Origin of the sequence: Pseudomonas sp. TH49 (genome assembly GCF_016650625.1) — a bacterium.
GTDB classification, from domain to species: Bacteria; Pseudomonadota; Gammaproteobacteria; order Pseudomonadales; family Pseudomonadaceae; genus Aquipseudomonas; species Aquipseudomonas fluorescens_H.
This window is the reverse complement of sequence record NZ_JAEKFL010000002.1, coordinates 1,876,682-1,891,464: the sequence shown is the minus strand read 5'-3', so window position 1 is coordinate 1,891,464 and position 14,783 is coordinate 1,876,682. Positions and strand designations below refer to the sequence as shown.

The following is a 14,783-nucleotide window of genomic DNA, read 5'->3' as shown; positions in this document are numbered from 1 at the left end:
CTAACCAAAGGGATCGGTAAGCTGGATGGCGATCGACCAAAGACCCAGCACTATCCAGAACGTCGCAAAGATCCAAGGCGTGCGCACTGAGAACAGCAGCGCCTTGCGGTAGCCCTTGTGGGTGGATTCCCGCTCGCAGAACAAAGGCGATTCGTCATACGCCATGCCCATCACCGGCTCGCTGCGCAGCAGTTCACTCTGCTTGTAGTACCAGTGATCAATGATGTCGTATGCCGCACAGATACCCGGCCATGCGTTGAGCGTGCTCAACAGTCCCAGCAGCGCGAGAAATGGAGGCACAAACAGCGTGAACAGCCTTGCCCCACTCAGGGTTGAGATTGCCCATGCACGACGCAAAGGCGATCACGAGAAAGGACTGCGCCGCCAGGTACGCATCGGTTCGATTGGCTAATATCGCCGTCTCGTAATGAATCTCCCCCCGGTAAAACTCCAAACGTTCCTTGGGTGATCCAAACATCTTGGCATTGTGTTCATCCAGCTCATCTTCGCTGGTCTGGGAAGTCAGGATCCGTGGCAAAGCGTATTACCCCAAAAATGAACTGAAGATACCGGTCATCCTTTGCTGTGTTCGGGTGAAGTTGGCCCTTTAGTGACTCCGCGCGGCCCGGCCACGCCCCAGATCACCACACCCAGTAATGGCAGCAGGAAGATCAGAGTCGTCCAGCCCGCCTTGGTACCGGAAGACCTATCGCTTCTCAAAACGCTGTTCATTGCCCACAGGTCGAGCAGCAAGAGAATGGCTGCAAGGGCAATCCAAAAATATTCGGTTTGCATGATGCACCTCCGTTGTTCGTATAGCTTGGGCGAACAAACAATGGGCAAGGTTCATACAGCGTGACGGTCGGCTTAGTCTGAAAAATGCCACGGCGTCCATAGACGCCGTGGCCTACATCCGGCCTACTTTTCAAACGTTATTTTTCGAGGGTTGCCGCTTGGTTACCACCTTGCTCGGCGATCTTCGTCAGCTTCTCGTCGGCGCCTTTCTCCTCGGCGAGGGTCGCTTGTAGCAATGCAGCGGCGTCGTCGAGTTTCAGGTGTTTGGCCATTGCGATCAGCGTGCCGTAACTGGCGATCTCGTAGTGCTCGACTTTCTGCGCAGCACCGATCAGTGCCGCATCCAGCACCGCGCCTTTGTCGATCTCATCCAGCAACTCTTTGGACTCCTCGATCAGACCCTCCATGGCTACGCACTTCATGCGTTTTAGCTTCAGGCCCGTTAGCTCGACCAGCTGATCAATGCGCTCGATCTGGCCCTGGGTTTCTTCAAGATGTGAGGTGAACGCGTCGGCTAGCAGGGAATTGGTCGCGGCCCGGGCCAAACGCGGCAACGCTTTGGTGATCTGCTTCTCAGCGCTGTAAACATCGGAGAGTTCATGGATGAACAAGTCTTCAACGGTCTTTCTGGCCATGTCTAAGTCCTTCTGGTCGTCTGGTCTTTGGATGTTTACATGAGGCGGGGCGAGAGAGTTTCCCGGCCGCCATCCTGGCGTTCATAAAAACTGACTCAGTCGTTTGCCTGAGCGTTCATAGTTTTTTTCCATCCACGGATGAAGGGCACTCAGCTAACCCAACGCCGTATCGAGAAACATCATCACGCCGAAGCCGAGCATCAAACCCAGGGTCGCAGGCGTTTCGTGGCCGTTGCGGTGCGTTTCAGGAATAACCTCGTGCGAGACCACGAAGATCATCGCGCCGGCCGCCAGGCCCAAGGCGACGGGATAATCCAAGGCGAAACCGCTCGATACGCCCAGACCCACAATTGCGCCCAAAGGCTCCATCAACCCGGAACCTACGGCGATCAGCGCCGCCCGCCACGCCGATATGCCGGTGACCCGCAAAGCCAGCGCCACGGCCAGACCTTCCGGGATGTCCTGGATGGCGATGGCGGTGGTCAACGGCAGGCCCACTTTCATGTCGCCATTGGCAAAGCTGACGCCGATCGCCATGCCCTCGGGGAGGTTGTGCAGGGTGATGGCCAGGACGAACAGCCACACGCGATTGATGCGGTGGGAGTCAGGCCCACGCCTGCCGCTTTCCTGGTGCTCGTGAGGTACGAACCGATCCAGCCCGATCATCAGCGCAACACCCAAAGCCAGACCGACCACGACAACACAGGCGGCCAGCAATTGGTTACCACACAGTGCCTGAGCGGCTTCGATGCCTGGAAAGATCAACGAGAACGAGCTGGCTGCCAGCATCATGCCGGCGGCAAACCCCAGCATGATGTCCTGGGTGCGTGAGGCGATATCACGCAGGATGATCGCCCCCACCGCGCCCAGAGCGGTCGCCGCAAACCCGGACAGGCCGCCCAGCGCCGTCAGGCGCAGGTTTTCCTTTTCCGCCCCGACCAGCGCAGAGTAACCGCTGATCAACAACAGGATCGTGACCGACAGGAGGGACGCCCAGAACAGCACTGCAGGCCAGCCGCCACTGGACGCCATCCCCCACCAGGCGCGTAGCGGGGTTCTTGCAGACGATGGGGAAAGTGACATGTCGCCTCCTATCGTCCCGCAGGTTTCCCATTTGAGCTCGCCATGGAGGGGCGTAATGTTCGGGCGATCCGCATAGCGGTCCGATCATAGGACGCAGCGGTTGCGTGGAATCGCTCAGACAGAGACCGCGCCAAACCATCGCTGAAAATGCCGGTGTTAGAATTCATGTCGTGTACCTCTGGGTGTCTGAAAAAAACCGCACGCCACTACGGCGTGCGGTGCTGGTCATCAAGCTTTCGGTTCCCCCTGAACACCCGCACCCAAATCGGCGCCGGTGATGGGTTTACTGTCCGGGTCGGACATGGTTCGAGCCTTCATATCCAGCAGCAGTGCATCTTCCTCAGCGCTGAGCTGAACACTGGCGGTACCGTCACCGCCGTCCACCGCGGGCATAGGGTTTTCCACGAACTCCCATTCATCTCCCTGATTCCACGGACCTCGGGTACTGCCTTCTCCTTGCGACATGTTGAAGTACACGTTGGTGAACTCTGGCATGCCGGGCAACTTGCCTTGCGGGAAGTTCGGCTGGATGGCGTGCAACGCTTTCTCGAAGGACAGCTGGTGGGCAATTTCTCGGGTCATGAGAAAGCCCAAGGCTTCTTTCACACCAGGATCGTCCGTCACGTTCATCAGCCGTTCATAGACGATTTTTGCACGGGCTTCGGCGGCAATGTTGGAGCGGAAGTCGGCCGTCGGCTCACCGATCGTATCGACATAGGCGGCTGACCATGGCACACCAGCGGAGTTGGTCAGCGGTGCGCCGGCGCCGTACAGCAGGCTGGTGATGTGTGAATCGTTGCCGGCACCGTTGATGGCGCGGTACAACTCACCTTCTTCCTCAACGCCTTCTGCCATTCGGCCTTTGGCGCCTTTGTTCAACATGACGATGATGGAGCCGACGATTTCGAGGTGGCTCAGCTCCTCAGTCGCAATGTCCATCAGCAGGTCTTTGCGACCTGGGTCATCCTCAGCCAACGCTTGGGTGAAGTACCGCGATGCCGCCGCGAGTTCTCCCTGGGCGCCGCCAAACTGCTCCAATAACAGATTGGCCAAGCCTGGATTGGGCTCAGCAACACGCACGGTGTATTGAAGTCGCTTGTTATGTAGAAACATGACAAATTTCCTCAGGTCAGGCCAGGCTCGATGCTCATTCAAGAAAGGTCGAATGCGAGCCCACAGACATCTGAAGCAAATACCAAGCGAGTAATTGCAATTTGTTTGCACTCACGGCGACCGACGGTTTTGTTGGAAGGAGGCAAAGTGCCTCCAAGCAGCGAGCACATCGCGAGGGGATAAAAAGCCAGATGTAACAAAGAATTTCAGAGCGCGGTTACGGTCGAAAAGTTACTTACCTCTAGGATTCACGGTCATGAAATTCGCGAAATTTTGCCAAGCGCTCTCGAACTGGTCAGGCAGCTCGAAAACCTTTTTGACGGCAATCCTACTGATTGTCGCTTGGGCCTTAACAGGGCCGTACTTCCATTACAACGACACTTGGCAACTGATCATCAACACGTCCACCACGATCATCACCTTCCTGATGGTATTCCTCATCCAGAACACACAGAATCGGGATAACGACATCTTGCACCTGAAGCTCGATGAACTGATCCGGGCCACGAAGGATGCGCAAAACGCCTTCCTGTCATTGGATCACCTGGATAGCAAGGAATTACGCGAGCTGCGCAAACGTTACTGCACAATGGGTGAAGAGGAGGAGGTGAGTGTTGACTGCACGCAAACTGCATCCGTACAAGCGGCGGACAATCAGAGGCCCGCCGCACTGCCTCCGGCTGAAACCCCTATGTCGTAGCAGACGCGACGAGGGCTTAGCATCGACTAAGCCCTCGGCACGTCTGGCCATCAGCGGAAGGCGGCGGTGCCGATCAGATTCTTCTGCTTGTTCATAGCCAGATCGTAGCGCAGTTCGGCAATCAACTCGGAGATTGCTCGTGGACTCACCAATGTGTTCGTGGAAATGCCGGTGACGAGCAAATTCACCCGGCCGGATTCAGGGTCCGTCACCCTGACTTGAAGCGAGTTTCCAGGCGCAAGGGTGCATTGGCATTCCAACGGTCGGAAGCTTTCTTCAATAATCCGGCGCAGCTCCAGGATTGAAATCATTTATTCCTCCAGTTTCGTGTTCCCGAAGCAAGGTATGTAAGTGTTGAGTGTCAGACACAGGCTCCAGGATCCCTTCGAGCCACTGCGGTCATGACGATACATTTCTGGCGACAAAAGTTTGGCTTTCAAGGCTCAAACAAATGACTGTTTCACATTTTCTCGGCATTTAACTGCGCAGCAGGTAGGGCGTGAGGTCGGGCAGCGTCTGATCGTTCGCGGCGTGCCAGCGTCCCATGGGTAAGTTAGGTCAGCCCGATGAAGGACGATTGAAGGCCGACGCAAGGGCATTGGCAAACCGGATTGGCCCAAATGCCTGTTCGGAGGGCGCCCCACATTGATGCGTGTACGCCAATTTCCTCCGTCGAGGCCCGGAATGTGGGCGGGCCGATCGCAGGTTTTTCTTCGCCGTGTGGTTGCTGAAGGAACTCGCGTATCGCATCGGCCGTCTGCGCCGCACGGGTCACCACGAAAAAATGACCTTCGCCTTGCAAAACATGCAGTTCAGCACCGCGAACGGCACGGCGCAAAATGTGCGCGTTATAAAGGCGCACCAATGGATCGCGATCGCCGGCGAGAATCAGCGTGCGCTGGCGAAGACGGTACAACCGAAGCAGACTGGTCCAGCCCACCAATGCGGCCAATCGCAGGTAATAGGCTCGCGGGTTAACGGAGAGCATACCGTTCGCGACCCCGAAGGACATCAGCGCCTTTGCTGAACGGCGCGGGCCCTTTGACTCAAGCGGTTTGTGGCCTTTGCGTATGTTCAAAAAGTCCAGAACGTCGGCGGGCTTCACCAGCATTGCCGGGCCGGCGGAGGTCGCTGCGAGTATGAGGCGACGCACCATGCCGGGATAACGCAGGGCGAATTCTTGTGCCAAAGCACCGCCCCAACTCACGCCGAATACGTCCACCTGGTCGAAACCCAATTGCGTGAGCATCTGCGCAATCGTGTCGGCATGGCGGGGTAAACGCATCGGCCAACGCGGCGCCTGGGATTTCCCGATGCCGGGCACGTCCAACGTGATGGTCGTGTAATCAGACAGTTCATTTCTCAGCGGGTCGAAGGCGCGGATCAAACCACCCAATCCATTGAGCAGGAGCAGCGGTGAACCGTCACCGCGAATGGAAACGTTCACCTGCAAATCGTAAATGGATAATTTCTGCGTTGGCATGACGTCTCCCTAGCCACTGATCCCTGCAGGCCACTGTACGCAGGTCGATTGTGAAAAAGGAAACCGTAATCCAACTAAATCCCCATGCAGCTATCAATGATCCACAGCTTTCTTTCGCCAGTTCAAACCTCGTATGATTCCGAGCGCGCTCCCCAACCACCGCTCTAGCACAAGGAGTTGTAGTGCTTTCCAGGATCAAGCGTGAAAAAGTCCTTGCGCCAAGTGCTCGGGTAAACCTGTACGAATATGACTCAAATCTGCCCATGGGAAGTTGGGTGGTGTGGTGGTATGGCAGGCTGATCAAAAACTTCGCGGACAACACCGTTCCCTTGGTGATAGTTACTCTGCAACGCGTGGACGGTGATTTACTCACTGAAGAATTCGAGACGTGCCAGATCGCAATCAGCCGTCTACGGTTCTATCCGCAGGGCTTGATTCTGGAAGATCGACTGCCGGTTGCCAGAATCGCTTTGGAAACGCTCTGGTTCAAGGTCGGTTTCGGCTACAAGGACTGGAATTTCCGCACCGCTAAAGAGCTCCACCGCCGTTCAAGCAAGCATGAGCTTTCACTGCCGGTTGAATGCGCCAATGACTGGTCCTTGGAGTTCAAGCAATCAGAGGGTGCGCTCATGCTGAACTGTGTGGATTATTTGGTTCGAGGCTACTCAATTCGCTCTGAGATCCCGCGAATCCTGACCACATATGGTTGGCACGAGGCAAAAAGCCGTCTACTGAAACACGACACCCCTTCAAGCGAAAAAAACCTGCCGGATAGTCTGGTTGTTTATCCGCACCCGGACATGGTCAAAGAGGATGAAGTGTTTTTGGCTCTCCTTGCCAATGACGATCGCCGGACGCGAAGAGCAGCAGAGAGTATCTTTTCGGAGATCGACACCCCAGCTTCAAAGCGGGCAATCCGCACACTCTCCAAGTGCTTCCATGGTTCGACGGACCAACTGAATTGGAGTGCCGCGGGCTCTGGATCAATGGCGGCAAGGATTTTGTTTGCATGGAGCTGCGCGGCTATATCGAACCCACCGGCAAAGGATCGACAACCGAGGCTATCGTCCAAGCAAAAAGGCCAAACACGTCGAAGACCGAAGGGGTGTTCCTCCGATTAAACGCTTCTTAACCGACGCTGATCTGGATATAGGGATGACCGACACGTACCAACCTCGCAGCCCTTACGGGTCTGGATCACGCCGGCAACGGGGTGCCGATCGTCAATATTGTCGCGCCCAATGCTAGCGGGCTCTCGCGCAACCAGTTTCGTGACTACAACGTCGGCAGCGAAGGGGTCATCCTCAACAACGTGACGGGCGGCACGCAGGCGCCCCAGTTGGGCGGGATCATTCTCGGTAACCCGAATCTTGGTGGCATAGCGGCCAGCACCATCCTCAATGAAGTCAAGGCGGCAACCCCAACCAGTTGCGTGGTTATACCGAAGTAGCCGGGCAATCGGCCCGGGTCATCGTTGCCAACCCGTATGGTATCAGCTGCAATGGCTGCGGCTTTATCAACACGCCGCGTGTAACCTTGGGCACTGGTAAACCAGTGCTGGACAACGGTCGCCTGGAGCGATTTCAGGTTGATGGCGGAGTGGGGTCATCGAGGGCGCCAGGCTCAATGCCAGCAACATTGGCCACTTCGAGATCATCACCCGCAGCGCCAAATCAACGCCGAGATTCAGGCCAATAACCTGACCATCGTCACCGGTCGCAACGACGTCGATGCTCAAAGCCTGAATGCTATCCCGCGCGCGGCTGGAGGTTGAGGTTGGCGCCACTGACCACGCGGCCGATTGTCCGCTCTAGACTGACTCCATTCCCACGACTCACCTGTAAAGGAATCCATTCTCGTGCGCGATTTCGACTGCCAACCCGTTTTTTGTGGAAGCACGCTGAGGCTCAGGCTTCTGACCAAAAGAGATGTTGAAGGTATCTATTTGGCGGCTAGTCCAGTGAGTGGGGCGGAATGAACTTTTCCGCTCACAAGAGAAACACCGCTCCATCACCGAGACTGCAGCGTGAGGGCGGCTGGTGGGGAAGGTGAGAATCCTACTCACTCATCCCCATGCTCCGCGTTCCGGCTCTGGAAAGGGACGCGGAGCGTCCCGGGCCGCATTCCCACGCGGAGCGTGGGAATGATCGGTTGCGTGGTCAAGACACCGGAAAAAGAATCACGAACGCCGCTCCGCCCATGGGTGAATTCCCAAGCGTCAGTTTCGCGCTGTAGCTCTCGATAATATCCTTGACCACCGCCAGCCCTATCCCTTGGCCCGGATGCTGACGATCCAGGCGTTCGCCCCTTTGCAGAATCCGCGCGCGCTGATCCGGCGGCACGCCTGGCCCGTTGTCTTCAACGCACAACTCAACACCGCTCAGGGTTTCGCGCATGCTGATGCGCACTTCGCTTAGGCACAGGCGGTAGGCATTTTCCAGCAGGTTGCCCATCATTTCCAGCAAGGCACCCTGCTCGATCGGTACGTAACACTGGTCCGGCAGATCGAAAGAGACGCGCACACGTTTGTCGCGGTAGACCTTGTCCAAGGTGTCGCACAGGCTTTGCAGCACCGGTTGCAGACGTACCTGATGGCGCACCAGACCACTTTTTCGCAAGCCGGCGCGTTGCAGTTGGTAGCCGATCTGCTGGCTCATGCGTTCGATCTGGGTTTGCAGCACCCTGGCCTGCTCGCGGTCTTCCGGACGTTGGGCCATGTCTTCGCTGACGCCTTGCAGCACGGTCAGAGGGGTTTTCAGGCTGTGGGCCAGGTCGTCGAGGGAATGGCGGTAGCGGCTGCGTTGCTCGCGTTCGCTGTGCAGCAAGCGGTTGAGGGAACCGGTCAGGCGCAGCAGTTCCCGTGGGTGTTGTTCGCTGAGGCTTTCTCGAGTCCCGCCTTCAATTTCGTCCAGCTCCTGGCTGAGCCGACGTAACGCCCTCAAACCCCAGGTCAGGCCGATCCACAGCAACGCCAGCAGCACCAGCAGCGCGGCACCTAAACCGAGGTAGAGGATGTCGCGCAGACCTTTGAGGGTGGCTTCGTATTCGCGCACCGGTTGCAGGGCGACGATGCTGAACGCCGCGCTTTTGCCGCCGAGCAGTTTGACTTCGACGTCATAGACGAAGAATTCCTGGCCGTTGGTTGCGCTGATCCTTGCGAACTCGTTACCGCGTCCATCGTAACGCGGCTTGTAGTTAATGTGCTCTTCCTGGGAGCCCATCGAACGCCAGACCAGATGCCCTTCGCGGTCATAGATATAGCCAAGCAAACGGCCGTCAGTCAGGTTGAAGCGCTCATCGGGCAACTGCGCCGGCATCTGCAAGCGGTTGTTCTCCACCCGGGCGGCGGAGATCAGCGTGGTGACGTCCGACGCCAGGCGTTGCTCGATGGAATCTTGCAACGCCAGGCTGAATGCGCCCTGCATCGCTGGCAGCAACGCCAGCATGAACAGCACCGCCAGGGTCGTGGCGGCGAGCATCAACCGGACACGAAGAGAACGAATCAAGTGCAGCGCTCATTGAACAGGTAGCCGAGTCGACGCACGGTGTCGATCGGTTTGAAACCGCCCGGGCCTTCGAGTTTTCGGCGTAGACGGCCGACCAGCACTTCGATGACGTTCGGATCGCGCTCGCCGTCGTCCGGGTAGAGCTGTTCCATCAAGCGGTCCTTGGCCACCACTTGCTGGTGATGGCGCATCAGGTACTCGAGGATCCGATACTCGTAAGCAGTCAATGCCAGCGGTTGCTCATCGAGGGACGCCTGTTTGCGATTGAGGTCTAGCAGCAGCGGCCCGGCGGCGATGGTCGACTGGGTGAATCCGCTGGAACGGCGCAGCAAGGCATTCAGGCGCGCGTCGAGTTCTTCGAACTGGAACGGCTTGACCATGAAATCGTCGCCGCCCGCGGCCAGGCCTTCGACCTTGTCCTGCCAGTTGCCGCGCGCGGTGAGGATCAGGATCGGAAAGGTCTTGCCGCGCCTGCGCAACTGACGGATCAGGTCGATCCCGCTCATGCCGGGCAGGCCAAGGTCGATCACTGCCAGGTCGTGGTTGAACTGCTCGATCTGGTACAGCGCTTCTTCAGCGTTGGCCACGGATTCGACCACGTGGCCGCTATCCGTAAGGCGCGTTTTTAGGTGATGGCGCAACAGCGCTTCATCTTCGACGACCAGCAGTTTCATAACATTCTCCTAGGCAAATCGTTCTCTCCAACAGCACAGTTTTCAGTCAGCTCGCGGAGCTTGTGGGATTGAGCCTGCTCGCAATAGCGGTGTGTCAGTCGACATCAAGTGGAATGTGTTGTCCGCATCGCAAGCCGGCTCACGCCTACAGGGATTGCGCTGATCTGACATACTTTACTTATCAGAAAGCGTAGTTCGCCGACAGGTACGTCTGGGCGCTGCTGGTCAGGTCCAGCGAACCCTGTTTGCTGCCACCGCGCTCGCTCATCTCTGTGCTGGCGTTGCCGCGCAGGTAACGGTAACCCATCTCGACCGAGGTGTTTTTCGACACTTGCTGCAACACGCCCATCTGGCCGCCAATGGCGTAGCCGGTGTCGCTGTCGCGGCTGAAACCTGGGGACTCCTGGGTCATTTTGGTCAAGCCGGCCGTGGCACCGCCGAACAATTTGGTGCTGCCGCCCACCGGGTAGAATACATCGTAGCTGCCCAGCAGGTTTTCCTGACGCAGTTTGATGCCACTGTGCGAGCCCGACACGTTGTCGTAAGTGGCGTAGTAGCGGCCCTGGCTGTTTTGCTGGCCCAAACGCACACCCCAGGTGGTGTCCTTGCCGATCACGCCGTCGGCGTTTGGGCTGTTGAGGTTGTCGTTCAACGCGTTGGACTTTTGAACCTTGTCGCTGGTCTGTCCAAGAGTAAGGCTGGCGAAATTGTCGTTGGAAGCAAAAGCCGTAGTGCTTGCGCCCAGGACGGTAAAAGCCATAAGCAGCTTTTTGAAATTAGTCATTGGGGAGTTTCCTCATGTGTTAGGTGTTTTTTGGTTACGGAGCAAGGTTACCCCCCTCGTACTGAATTCTCCCTGAACGCACTCTGAACCGGAACTGAACCAATTCCACCCAGCTGTTCTGATGATTTTTAAGCAAGAGATCCGATCATGTGCGTTCTCCTCGCCTCGCATTGCTGGCCTTGAGCGGGCTCAGCCAAGCAGCGATCAAGACTCAGGAAATGCCCTATCAAAGTGTCGACGGTACCAAGCCAATCTGTACCGGCAGGACGCTTACGCGCGGCGCGAGGTTTGTCTGGATCTGTTTGGCGTGACCTTGGGCCGCGACGAACCCTAATCATAGAAAGAAACCCCGACACACCTGTTGGAGCTTGATCAGTGATGGGGGCATCCAGGAAGACGTGTTCGCGCCCTGGTCAAGCAACATGCGGTGCGCGAATGCAATGTGGCCAAAGGCGGCTGGGGTAGCCTGAAGGCTGTATATCTGCCTACGCACTGACTGCCAGTCACACAAACAGGAGGTTTGCTCATGGACCTGGAACCCTTGGACCCTGACGCCCTGAGCTGGCGATTGCCAGCCAAGCCGGCATGCTGCTGCCGTGCCCGTTCTGCGGCCAGCCCCGCTGTACATTCGGCGGTCAATCAACTTAGCGCGACTGCCGACCCATTACGCTCGCCGCGTACCGACACCGGCCGCCCAGGCGTTGGCCGGAGCCAGCGCGATGCTGGGGGGGGGCTGGGCCTGGAAACCGTGCGCGTGCTCTGGTCGGCCAACATCAAGGCGCTTTTTATGGCCTTCGATGCGGCATCCCAGCAGTAACTTAAGTACAGCCTTTTCGAAACATTTTTTAAGAAACTATATTCGACATCTATAGTTCAATAACGAATATTAATAGCTTAGTTAACGCAGATGCGCAGAAAGAGGGGCATCATGCTATTTCGCTCTAGCACCAAATTCCAACATCTGGCCAGCGGTCGGGAAAGTGCCCATCACAGACCTCAAGGGCAGCGGATTGTTACCTGCGCCGGCAGGGTTCTGTCGCCTTGGTATGCCGTCGTCATTGCCTTATCCGTCGGCAGCGTACATTCCGCACATGGTGAGGATGGTTCCTTCAGCGTGGCGGAAGCGCATGTCCCGGTGGAACACCAAAATTGGGCATTGCAGGTTACACCCTATATTTGGGCGGCCGGCCTGGACGGGCATGTTTCGCCGTTCCAGCAAGGCCCGACAATCGGCGTCGAGAAGTCGTTCTCCGATGTCATGGATGACCTAAATTTTGGCGGTTTCATAAACATTTGGGCACGGTATGACCGCTTCGTCTTCTCGGGCGACATCATGTATGTCGATACGACAGATATCCATGTTATCGGCCCGTTACCGGCACTCTCGATTCCTGGCGTCGGCGTAATACCGCCGGGCGGCAACATCGATGCGAAGGTCGACACGAAACAATTCACCGCAACTTTCATGGGCGGCTACCGGGTCATCGATTCGCCTCAGTTCACCCTCGATGCCCTTGCCGGCGCGCGCTTATGGCACATCTCTAACAATGTAAAGCTTACCGGGAGCCTCGGCGGACTGAGCGAGTCTGCCAGTTACGACGAAAGCTTCGGTTGGGTCGATCCGCTGGTTGGCCTGCGCGCATTCCTTCCCCTGACGGAAAAGCTCTCCCTTCAGGGGCAGGCCGACATCGGTGGCTTTGGCGTAGGCTCTGACTTCACATGGTCTGCGCTGGTTACAGTTAATTACGTCTTCAGAGATAGCCTTTCCGCCTCGCTGGGCTACAAGGTCCTCGACGTAGACTACCATCATAACGGTCACGTCTACGACACACGCCTCAGCGGCCCGGCTCTTGGTGTGACCTATGGATTCTGATCGGTAAAGGTTTTGCACAGCCCTCATTAAGGATTGGTATTCACTATGTCTCGATTCACACTCATTCTCGCCACGTTGACTGCCGCCGCGGCGCTGCTGACCGTCGAGGCCCAGGCCTGTACAAGGGCTGTCTATCATGGTCCCGATGGGAGGAACATTACGGGCCGCAACATGGACTTCAAAGATCCCATGGTCAGCAACTTCTGGGTCTTTCCTCGTGGGATGAAGCGTAATGGCGCCTCCGGTCCGCGTTCGATTGAATGGACATCGAAGTTCGGCAGCCTAGCCGTTTCTGGCTATGACATTTCGACGGTCGACGGCATGAACGAGGCTGGCCTCAACGCCAGCTTACTATGGCTCAACGCCACAGAGTTTCCGGAGGACGACGGGAAGACGCCTCGCATGTCACTCTCGATCTGGGCACAGTTCTACCTCGATCAATTCGCGACGGTTTCGGAGGCGGTCGAATATGCGCGCACGCACCCAATGGAGGTGGTGAGCGGTGAGGTGCCCGGTCGTCCCGGCAGTCTCGCACCGCTGCATTTGACGCTTTCCGATGCCTCCGGCGACAGTGCTGTTCTCGAGTGGATCGGCGGAAAGCTGAGCATCTATCATGACCGCAAGTATCAGGTGGTGACGAACGACCCGCCCTATGGCAGCCAACTCGCCAACCAGAAATATTGGAACGCGGTCGACCCTCTCAAATTCCTTCCCGGTAGTGGCCGCTCCGAAGACCGTTTCGTACGCGCTGGCTTTTACATCAACGCAGTTACCCAAAGCGACGACCCCCGGATTTCCGTTGCCGCTGTTTTCAGTGTGATTCGCAATGCCTCGGTACCCTATGGCGTCAGCCTTCCTGATGCACCGAACCTTTCCACGACTCGTTGGCGTGTGGTGGCTGATCAGAAGAGCATGCTTTTCTATGGCGAATCGGCAATTTCGCCCAACGTTTTCTGGGTGGATTTGAAGAAGCTCGACTTCTCTGAAGGTGCGCATATCCGCAAACTGGATCTCGGTGTGGACATGGACCGTGTCCTTACCGGTGAGGCATCGGGCCAATTCGTTACTGCAAAACCGTTCGACTTCATGCCCGCCGAATGAAACGCACCAAAAATCGTAGCCTTTGCGAGAGTGGCTAACAGGGCTTGTCGCACTTTTCTGAATATTCCAGCTCGGCGATTACTTCAGAGAGCTTCCCTCTGGGATCGATGTGCAATGTTTTATAAACCGCTCCCCATTTAGTCAATTTAGCGGGGTTTTGGTGACCGGTTTTGTAGGGGCAAGTCCAAGTTGCTGGTCGGATGTGTAGACCCAGATTCGATCCAATTCGGGCACGTATCATCATGCGCCTCGCTGACGACTACTTCGGCGAGCTGCTGCATCTGTTGATCTATCCTTGCGGCCAGTTGGCGGAATTTGTTCATGCTCATCAGTCGCCGGCCTCTTTCTGGTGTCGGAACGCCAAGATATACACCGCATCAGCGGTTGGTTCGTGGCGGTATCGGCGCTGGTTATCGAGCCCTTAGCGCCGAGTACCCTGAGGACAGGGCGAGGTGCGCTAGAATGCCACACAAGATCAAGCTTAATTACCGCTGCAAGGCTAATCTTTACCAATAAAAGCGCAATGACGGACTACTGTAACACTGCCAATTTACGCTTTAACGCGACGGGGAAATTGCTTAAATCTTCGATGCTTATACCGCCTCTTTTGAGGTAAAAACCGGGGAATGTAACAATCCCCCGAAATACCACCGACCAACAGCAATTTGCCCCAAGGGCCCCCATGTCGGAGTGGCGCTCTAATCATGATGGCAGAGCAGTTTTTCAGGTGTGTCAACATCAGGTCCATTTTGGTATAGGCAATGTGCAGCGCGATCCCGATCCATACAAACATGCCGACGATCACCACGACGCACAGCCAACCGAGAGCGAACTCGGCGGTAGTCATTTAACAACCTCGTAAATAACTTCACCGCCTAGTTCACCGATTTACACCACCAAGAGCACCACCGGTAAAAGATCCCACTCTGACTGCCACGATCCCACGATCCCACGATCCCACGATGCCACAAGCTAACGTGGCCATACCGCCAGTCGGAACGCCCAAACCGATACAAAGAGCTCCAACGGTAGAACC

General features: G+C 56.8%; 14 protein-coding genes and 3 pseudogenes. 6 read left to right on the top strand and 11 right to left on the bottom strand.

The window, feature by feature from the left end; genetic code table 11:
- From JFU48_RS25715 to JFU48_RS25695, 5 genes and pseudogenes are all read right to left on the bottom strand, one after another.
- Window positions 1–538, bottom strand: a pseudogene (locus JFU48_RS25715) (hypothetical protein).
- Between the two features lie 35 nt (window positions 539–573).
- On the bottom strand, window positions 574–795 hold the full coding sequence (locus JFU48_RS25710) for a PLDc N-terminal domain-containing protein (protein ID WP_201138108.1): 222 nt from the start codon (window positions 793–795) through the stop codon (window positions 574–576).
- Window positions 796–932: 137 nt separating this feature from the next.
- Window positions 933–1,430 (bottom strand): YciE/YciF ferroxidase family protein, encoded by a 498-nt coding sequence (locus tag JFU48_RS25705; protein WP_201138107.1) that lies wholly within the window; start codon window positions 1,428–1,430, stop codon window positions 933–935.
- A 153-nt stretch (window positions 1,431–1,583) separates the two neighbouring features.
- Complete coding sequence (locus tag JFU48_RS25700; protein WP_201138106.1) at window positions 1,584–2,513, bottom strand: ZIP family metal transporter; 930 nt, start codon at window positions 2,511–2,513, stop codon at window positions 1,584–1,586.
- Window positions 2,514–2,741: 228 nt separating this feature from the next.
- On the bottom strand, window positions 2,742–3,626 hold the full coding sequence (locus JFU48_RS25695; RefSeq protein ID WP_201138105.1) for a manganese catalase family protein: 885 nt from the start codon (window positions 3,624–3,626) through the stop codon (window positions 2,742–2,744).
- A gap of 256 nt (window positions 3,627–3,882) precedes the next feature.
- Here JFU48_RS25695 and JFU48_RS25690 point away from each other — a divergent pair, with 256 nt between their 5' ends.
- Window positions 3,883–4,326, top strand: coding sequence for a low affinity iron permease family protein (locus JFU48_RS25690; RefSeq protein ID WP_201138104.1), 444 nt, complete (start codon window positions 3,883–3,885; stop codon window positions 4,324–4,326).
- A 50-nt stretch (window positions 4,327–4,376) separates the two neighbouring features.
- Here the strand turns inward: JFU48_RS25690 and JFU48_RS25685 are convergent, their stop codons facing one another.
- Together JFU48_RS25685 and JFU48_RS25680 are read right to left on the bottom strand one after the other, a co-directional pair.
- On the bottom strand, window positions 4,377–4,637 hold the full coding sequence (locus JFU48_RS25685; RefSeq protein ID WP_201138103.1) for a DUF1652 domain-containing protein: 261 nt from the start codon (window positions 4,635–4,637) through the stop codon (window positions 4,377–4,379).
- A 242-nt stretch (window positions 4,638–4,879) separates the two neighbouring features.
- Window positions 4,880–5,809 carry an alpha/beta fold hydrolase gene (locus JFU48_RS25680; RefSeq protein WP_201138102.1) on the bottom strand — a complete coding sequence of 310 codons (930 nt, stop codon included), beginning with the start codon at window positions 5,807–5,809 and terminating at the stop codon, window positions 4,880–4,882.
- Between the two features lie 182 nt (window positions 5,810–5,991).
- Between JFU48_RS25680 and JFU48_RS25675 the strand changes: the two genes are divergently transcribed.
- Together JFU48_RS25675 and JFU48_RS30375 are read left to right on the top strand one after the other, a co-directional pair.
- On the top strand, window positions 5,992–6,930 hold the full coding sequence (locus JFU48_RS25675; protein ID WP_201138101.1) for a hypothetical protein: 939 nt from the start codon (window positions 5,992–5,994) through the stop codon (window positions 6,928–6,930).
- Between the two features lie 65 nt (window positions 6,931–6,995).
- A pseudogene (locus JFU48_RS30375) lies at window positions 6,996–7,580 on the top strand (filamentous hemagglutinin N-terminal domain-containing protein); the annotation flags it as partial.
- A 388-nt stretch (window positions 7,581–7,968) separates the two neighbouring features.
- On the opposite strand, the gene JFU48_RS25665 reads toward JFU48_RS30375, so the two are convergent.
- From JFU48_RS25665 to JFU48_RS25655, 3 genes are all read right to left on the bottom strand, one after another.
- On the bottom strand, window positions 7,969–9,315 hold the full coding sequence (locus JFU48_RS25665) for an ATP-binding protein (RefSeq protein WP_201138100.1): 1,347 nt from the start codon (window positions 9,313–9,315) through the stop codon (window positions 7,969–7,971).
- The gene (locus tag JFU48_RS25660; protein ID WP_201138099.1) at window positions 9,312–9,989 is read right to left on the bottom strand and encodes a response regulator transcription factor; all 678 of its coding nucleotides are present in this window, start codon (window positions 9,987–9,989) and stop codon (window positions 9,312–9,314) included. The genes JFU48_RS25665 and JFU48_RS25660 overlap by 4 nt, the downstream gene beginning before the upstream one ends.
- Before the next feature lie 181 nt (window positions 9,990–10,170).
- Entirely contained in the window at window positions 10,171–10,773 is a 603-nt protein-coding gene (locus tag JFU48_RS25655; protein WP_201138098.1) for a hypothetical protein, read from the bottom strand.
- A 526-nt stretch (window positions 10,774–11,299) separates the two neighbouring features.
- Here JFU48_RS25655 and JFU48_RS25650 point away from each other — a divergent pair.
- From JFU48_RS25650 to JFU48_RS25640, 3 genes are all read left to right on the top strand, one after another.
- Window positions 11,300–11,590 carry a hypothetical protein gene (locus JFU48_RS25650; RefSeq protein ID WP_201138097.1) on the top strand — a complete coding sequence of 97 codons (291 nt, stop codon included), beginning with the start codon at window positions 11,300–11,302 and terminating at the stop codon, window positions 11,588–11,590.
- Window positions 11,591–11,701: 111 nt separating this feature from the next.
- Window positions 11,702–12,646 carry a hypothetical protein gene (locus JFU48_RS25645; protein WP_201138096.1) on the top strand — a complete coding sequence of 315 codons (945 nt, stop codon included), beginning with the start codon at window positions 11,702–11,704 and terminating at the stop codon, window positions 12,644–12,646.
- A gap of 45 nt (window positions 12,647–12,691) precedes the next feature.
- Window positions 12,692–13,747, top strand: a complete 1,056-nt coding sequence (locus JFU48_RS25640) for a linear amide C-N hydrolase (RefSeq protein WP_201138095.1) — start codon at window positions 12,692–12,694, stop codon at window positions 13,745–13,747.
- A gap of 468 nt (window positions 13,748–14,215) precedes the next feature.
- On the opposite strand, the pseudogene JFU48_RS30125 reads toward JFU48_RS25640, so the two are convergent.
- Window positions 14,216–14,594: pseudogene (locus JFU48_RS30125) on the bottom strand (hypothetical protein); the annotation flags it as partial.
- Between the last annotated feature and the right edge of the window lie 189 nt (window positions 14,595–14,783).

Excerpts from the sequence above, each read along its gene's own strand:
- JFU48_RS25660 (WP_201138099.1), bottom strand. The coding sequence starts at position 9,989 with ATGAAACTGCTGGTCGTCGAAGATGAAGCGCTGTTGCGCCATCACCTA.
- JFU48_RS25640 (WP_201138095.1), top strand. The coding sequence starts at position 12,692 with ATGTCTCGATTCACACTCATTCTCGCCACGTTGACTGCCGCCGCGGCG.
- JFU48_RS25710 (WP_201138108.1), bottom strand. The coding sequence starts at position 795 with ATGCAAACCGAATATTTTTGGATTGCCCTTGCAGCCATTCTCTTGCTG.
- JFU48_RS25645 (WP_201138096.1), top strand. The coding sequence starts at position 11,702 with ATGCTATTTCGCTCTAGCACCAAATTCCAACATCTGGCCAGCGGTCGG.
- JFU48_RS25655 (WP_201138098.1), bottom strand. The coding sequence starts at position 10,773 with ATGACTAATTTCAAAAAGCTGCTTATGGCTTTTACCGTCCTGGGCGCA.
- JFU48_RS25705 (WP_201138107.1), bottom strand. The coding sequence starts at position 1,430 with ATGGCCAGAAAGACCGTTGAAGACTTGTTCATCCATGAACTCTCCGAT.
- JFU48_RS25700 (WP_201138106.1), bottom strand. The coding sequence starts at position 2,513 with ATGTCACTTTCCCCATCGTCTGCAAGAACCCCGCTACGCGCCTGGTGG.
- JFU48_RS25690 (WP_201138104.1), top strand. The coding sequence starts at position 3,883 with ATGAAATTCGCGAAATTTTGCCAAGCGCTCTCGAACTGGTCAGGCAGC.
- JFU48_RS25685 (WP_201138103.1), bottom strand. The coding sequence starts at position 4,637 with ATGATTTCAATCCTGGAGCTGCGCCGGATTATTGAAGAAAGCTTCCGA.
- JFU48_RS25650 (WP_201138097.1), top strand. The coding sequence starts at position 11,300 with ATGGACCTGGAACCCTTGGACCCTGACGCCCTGAGCTGGCGATTGCCA.
- JFU48_RS25680 (WP_201138102.1), bottom strand. The coding sequence starts at position 5,809 with ATGCCAACGCAGAAATTATCCATTTACGATTTGCAGGTGAACGTTTCC.
- JFU48_RS25695 (WP_201138105.1), bottom strand. The coding sequence starts at position 3,626 with ATGTTTCTACATAACAAGCGACTTCAATACACCGTGCGTGTTGCTGAG.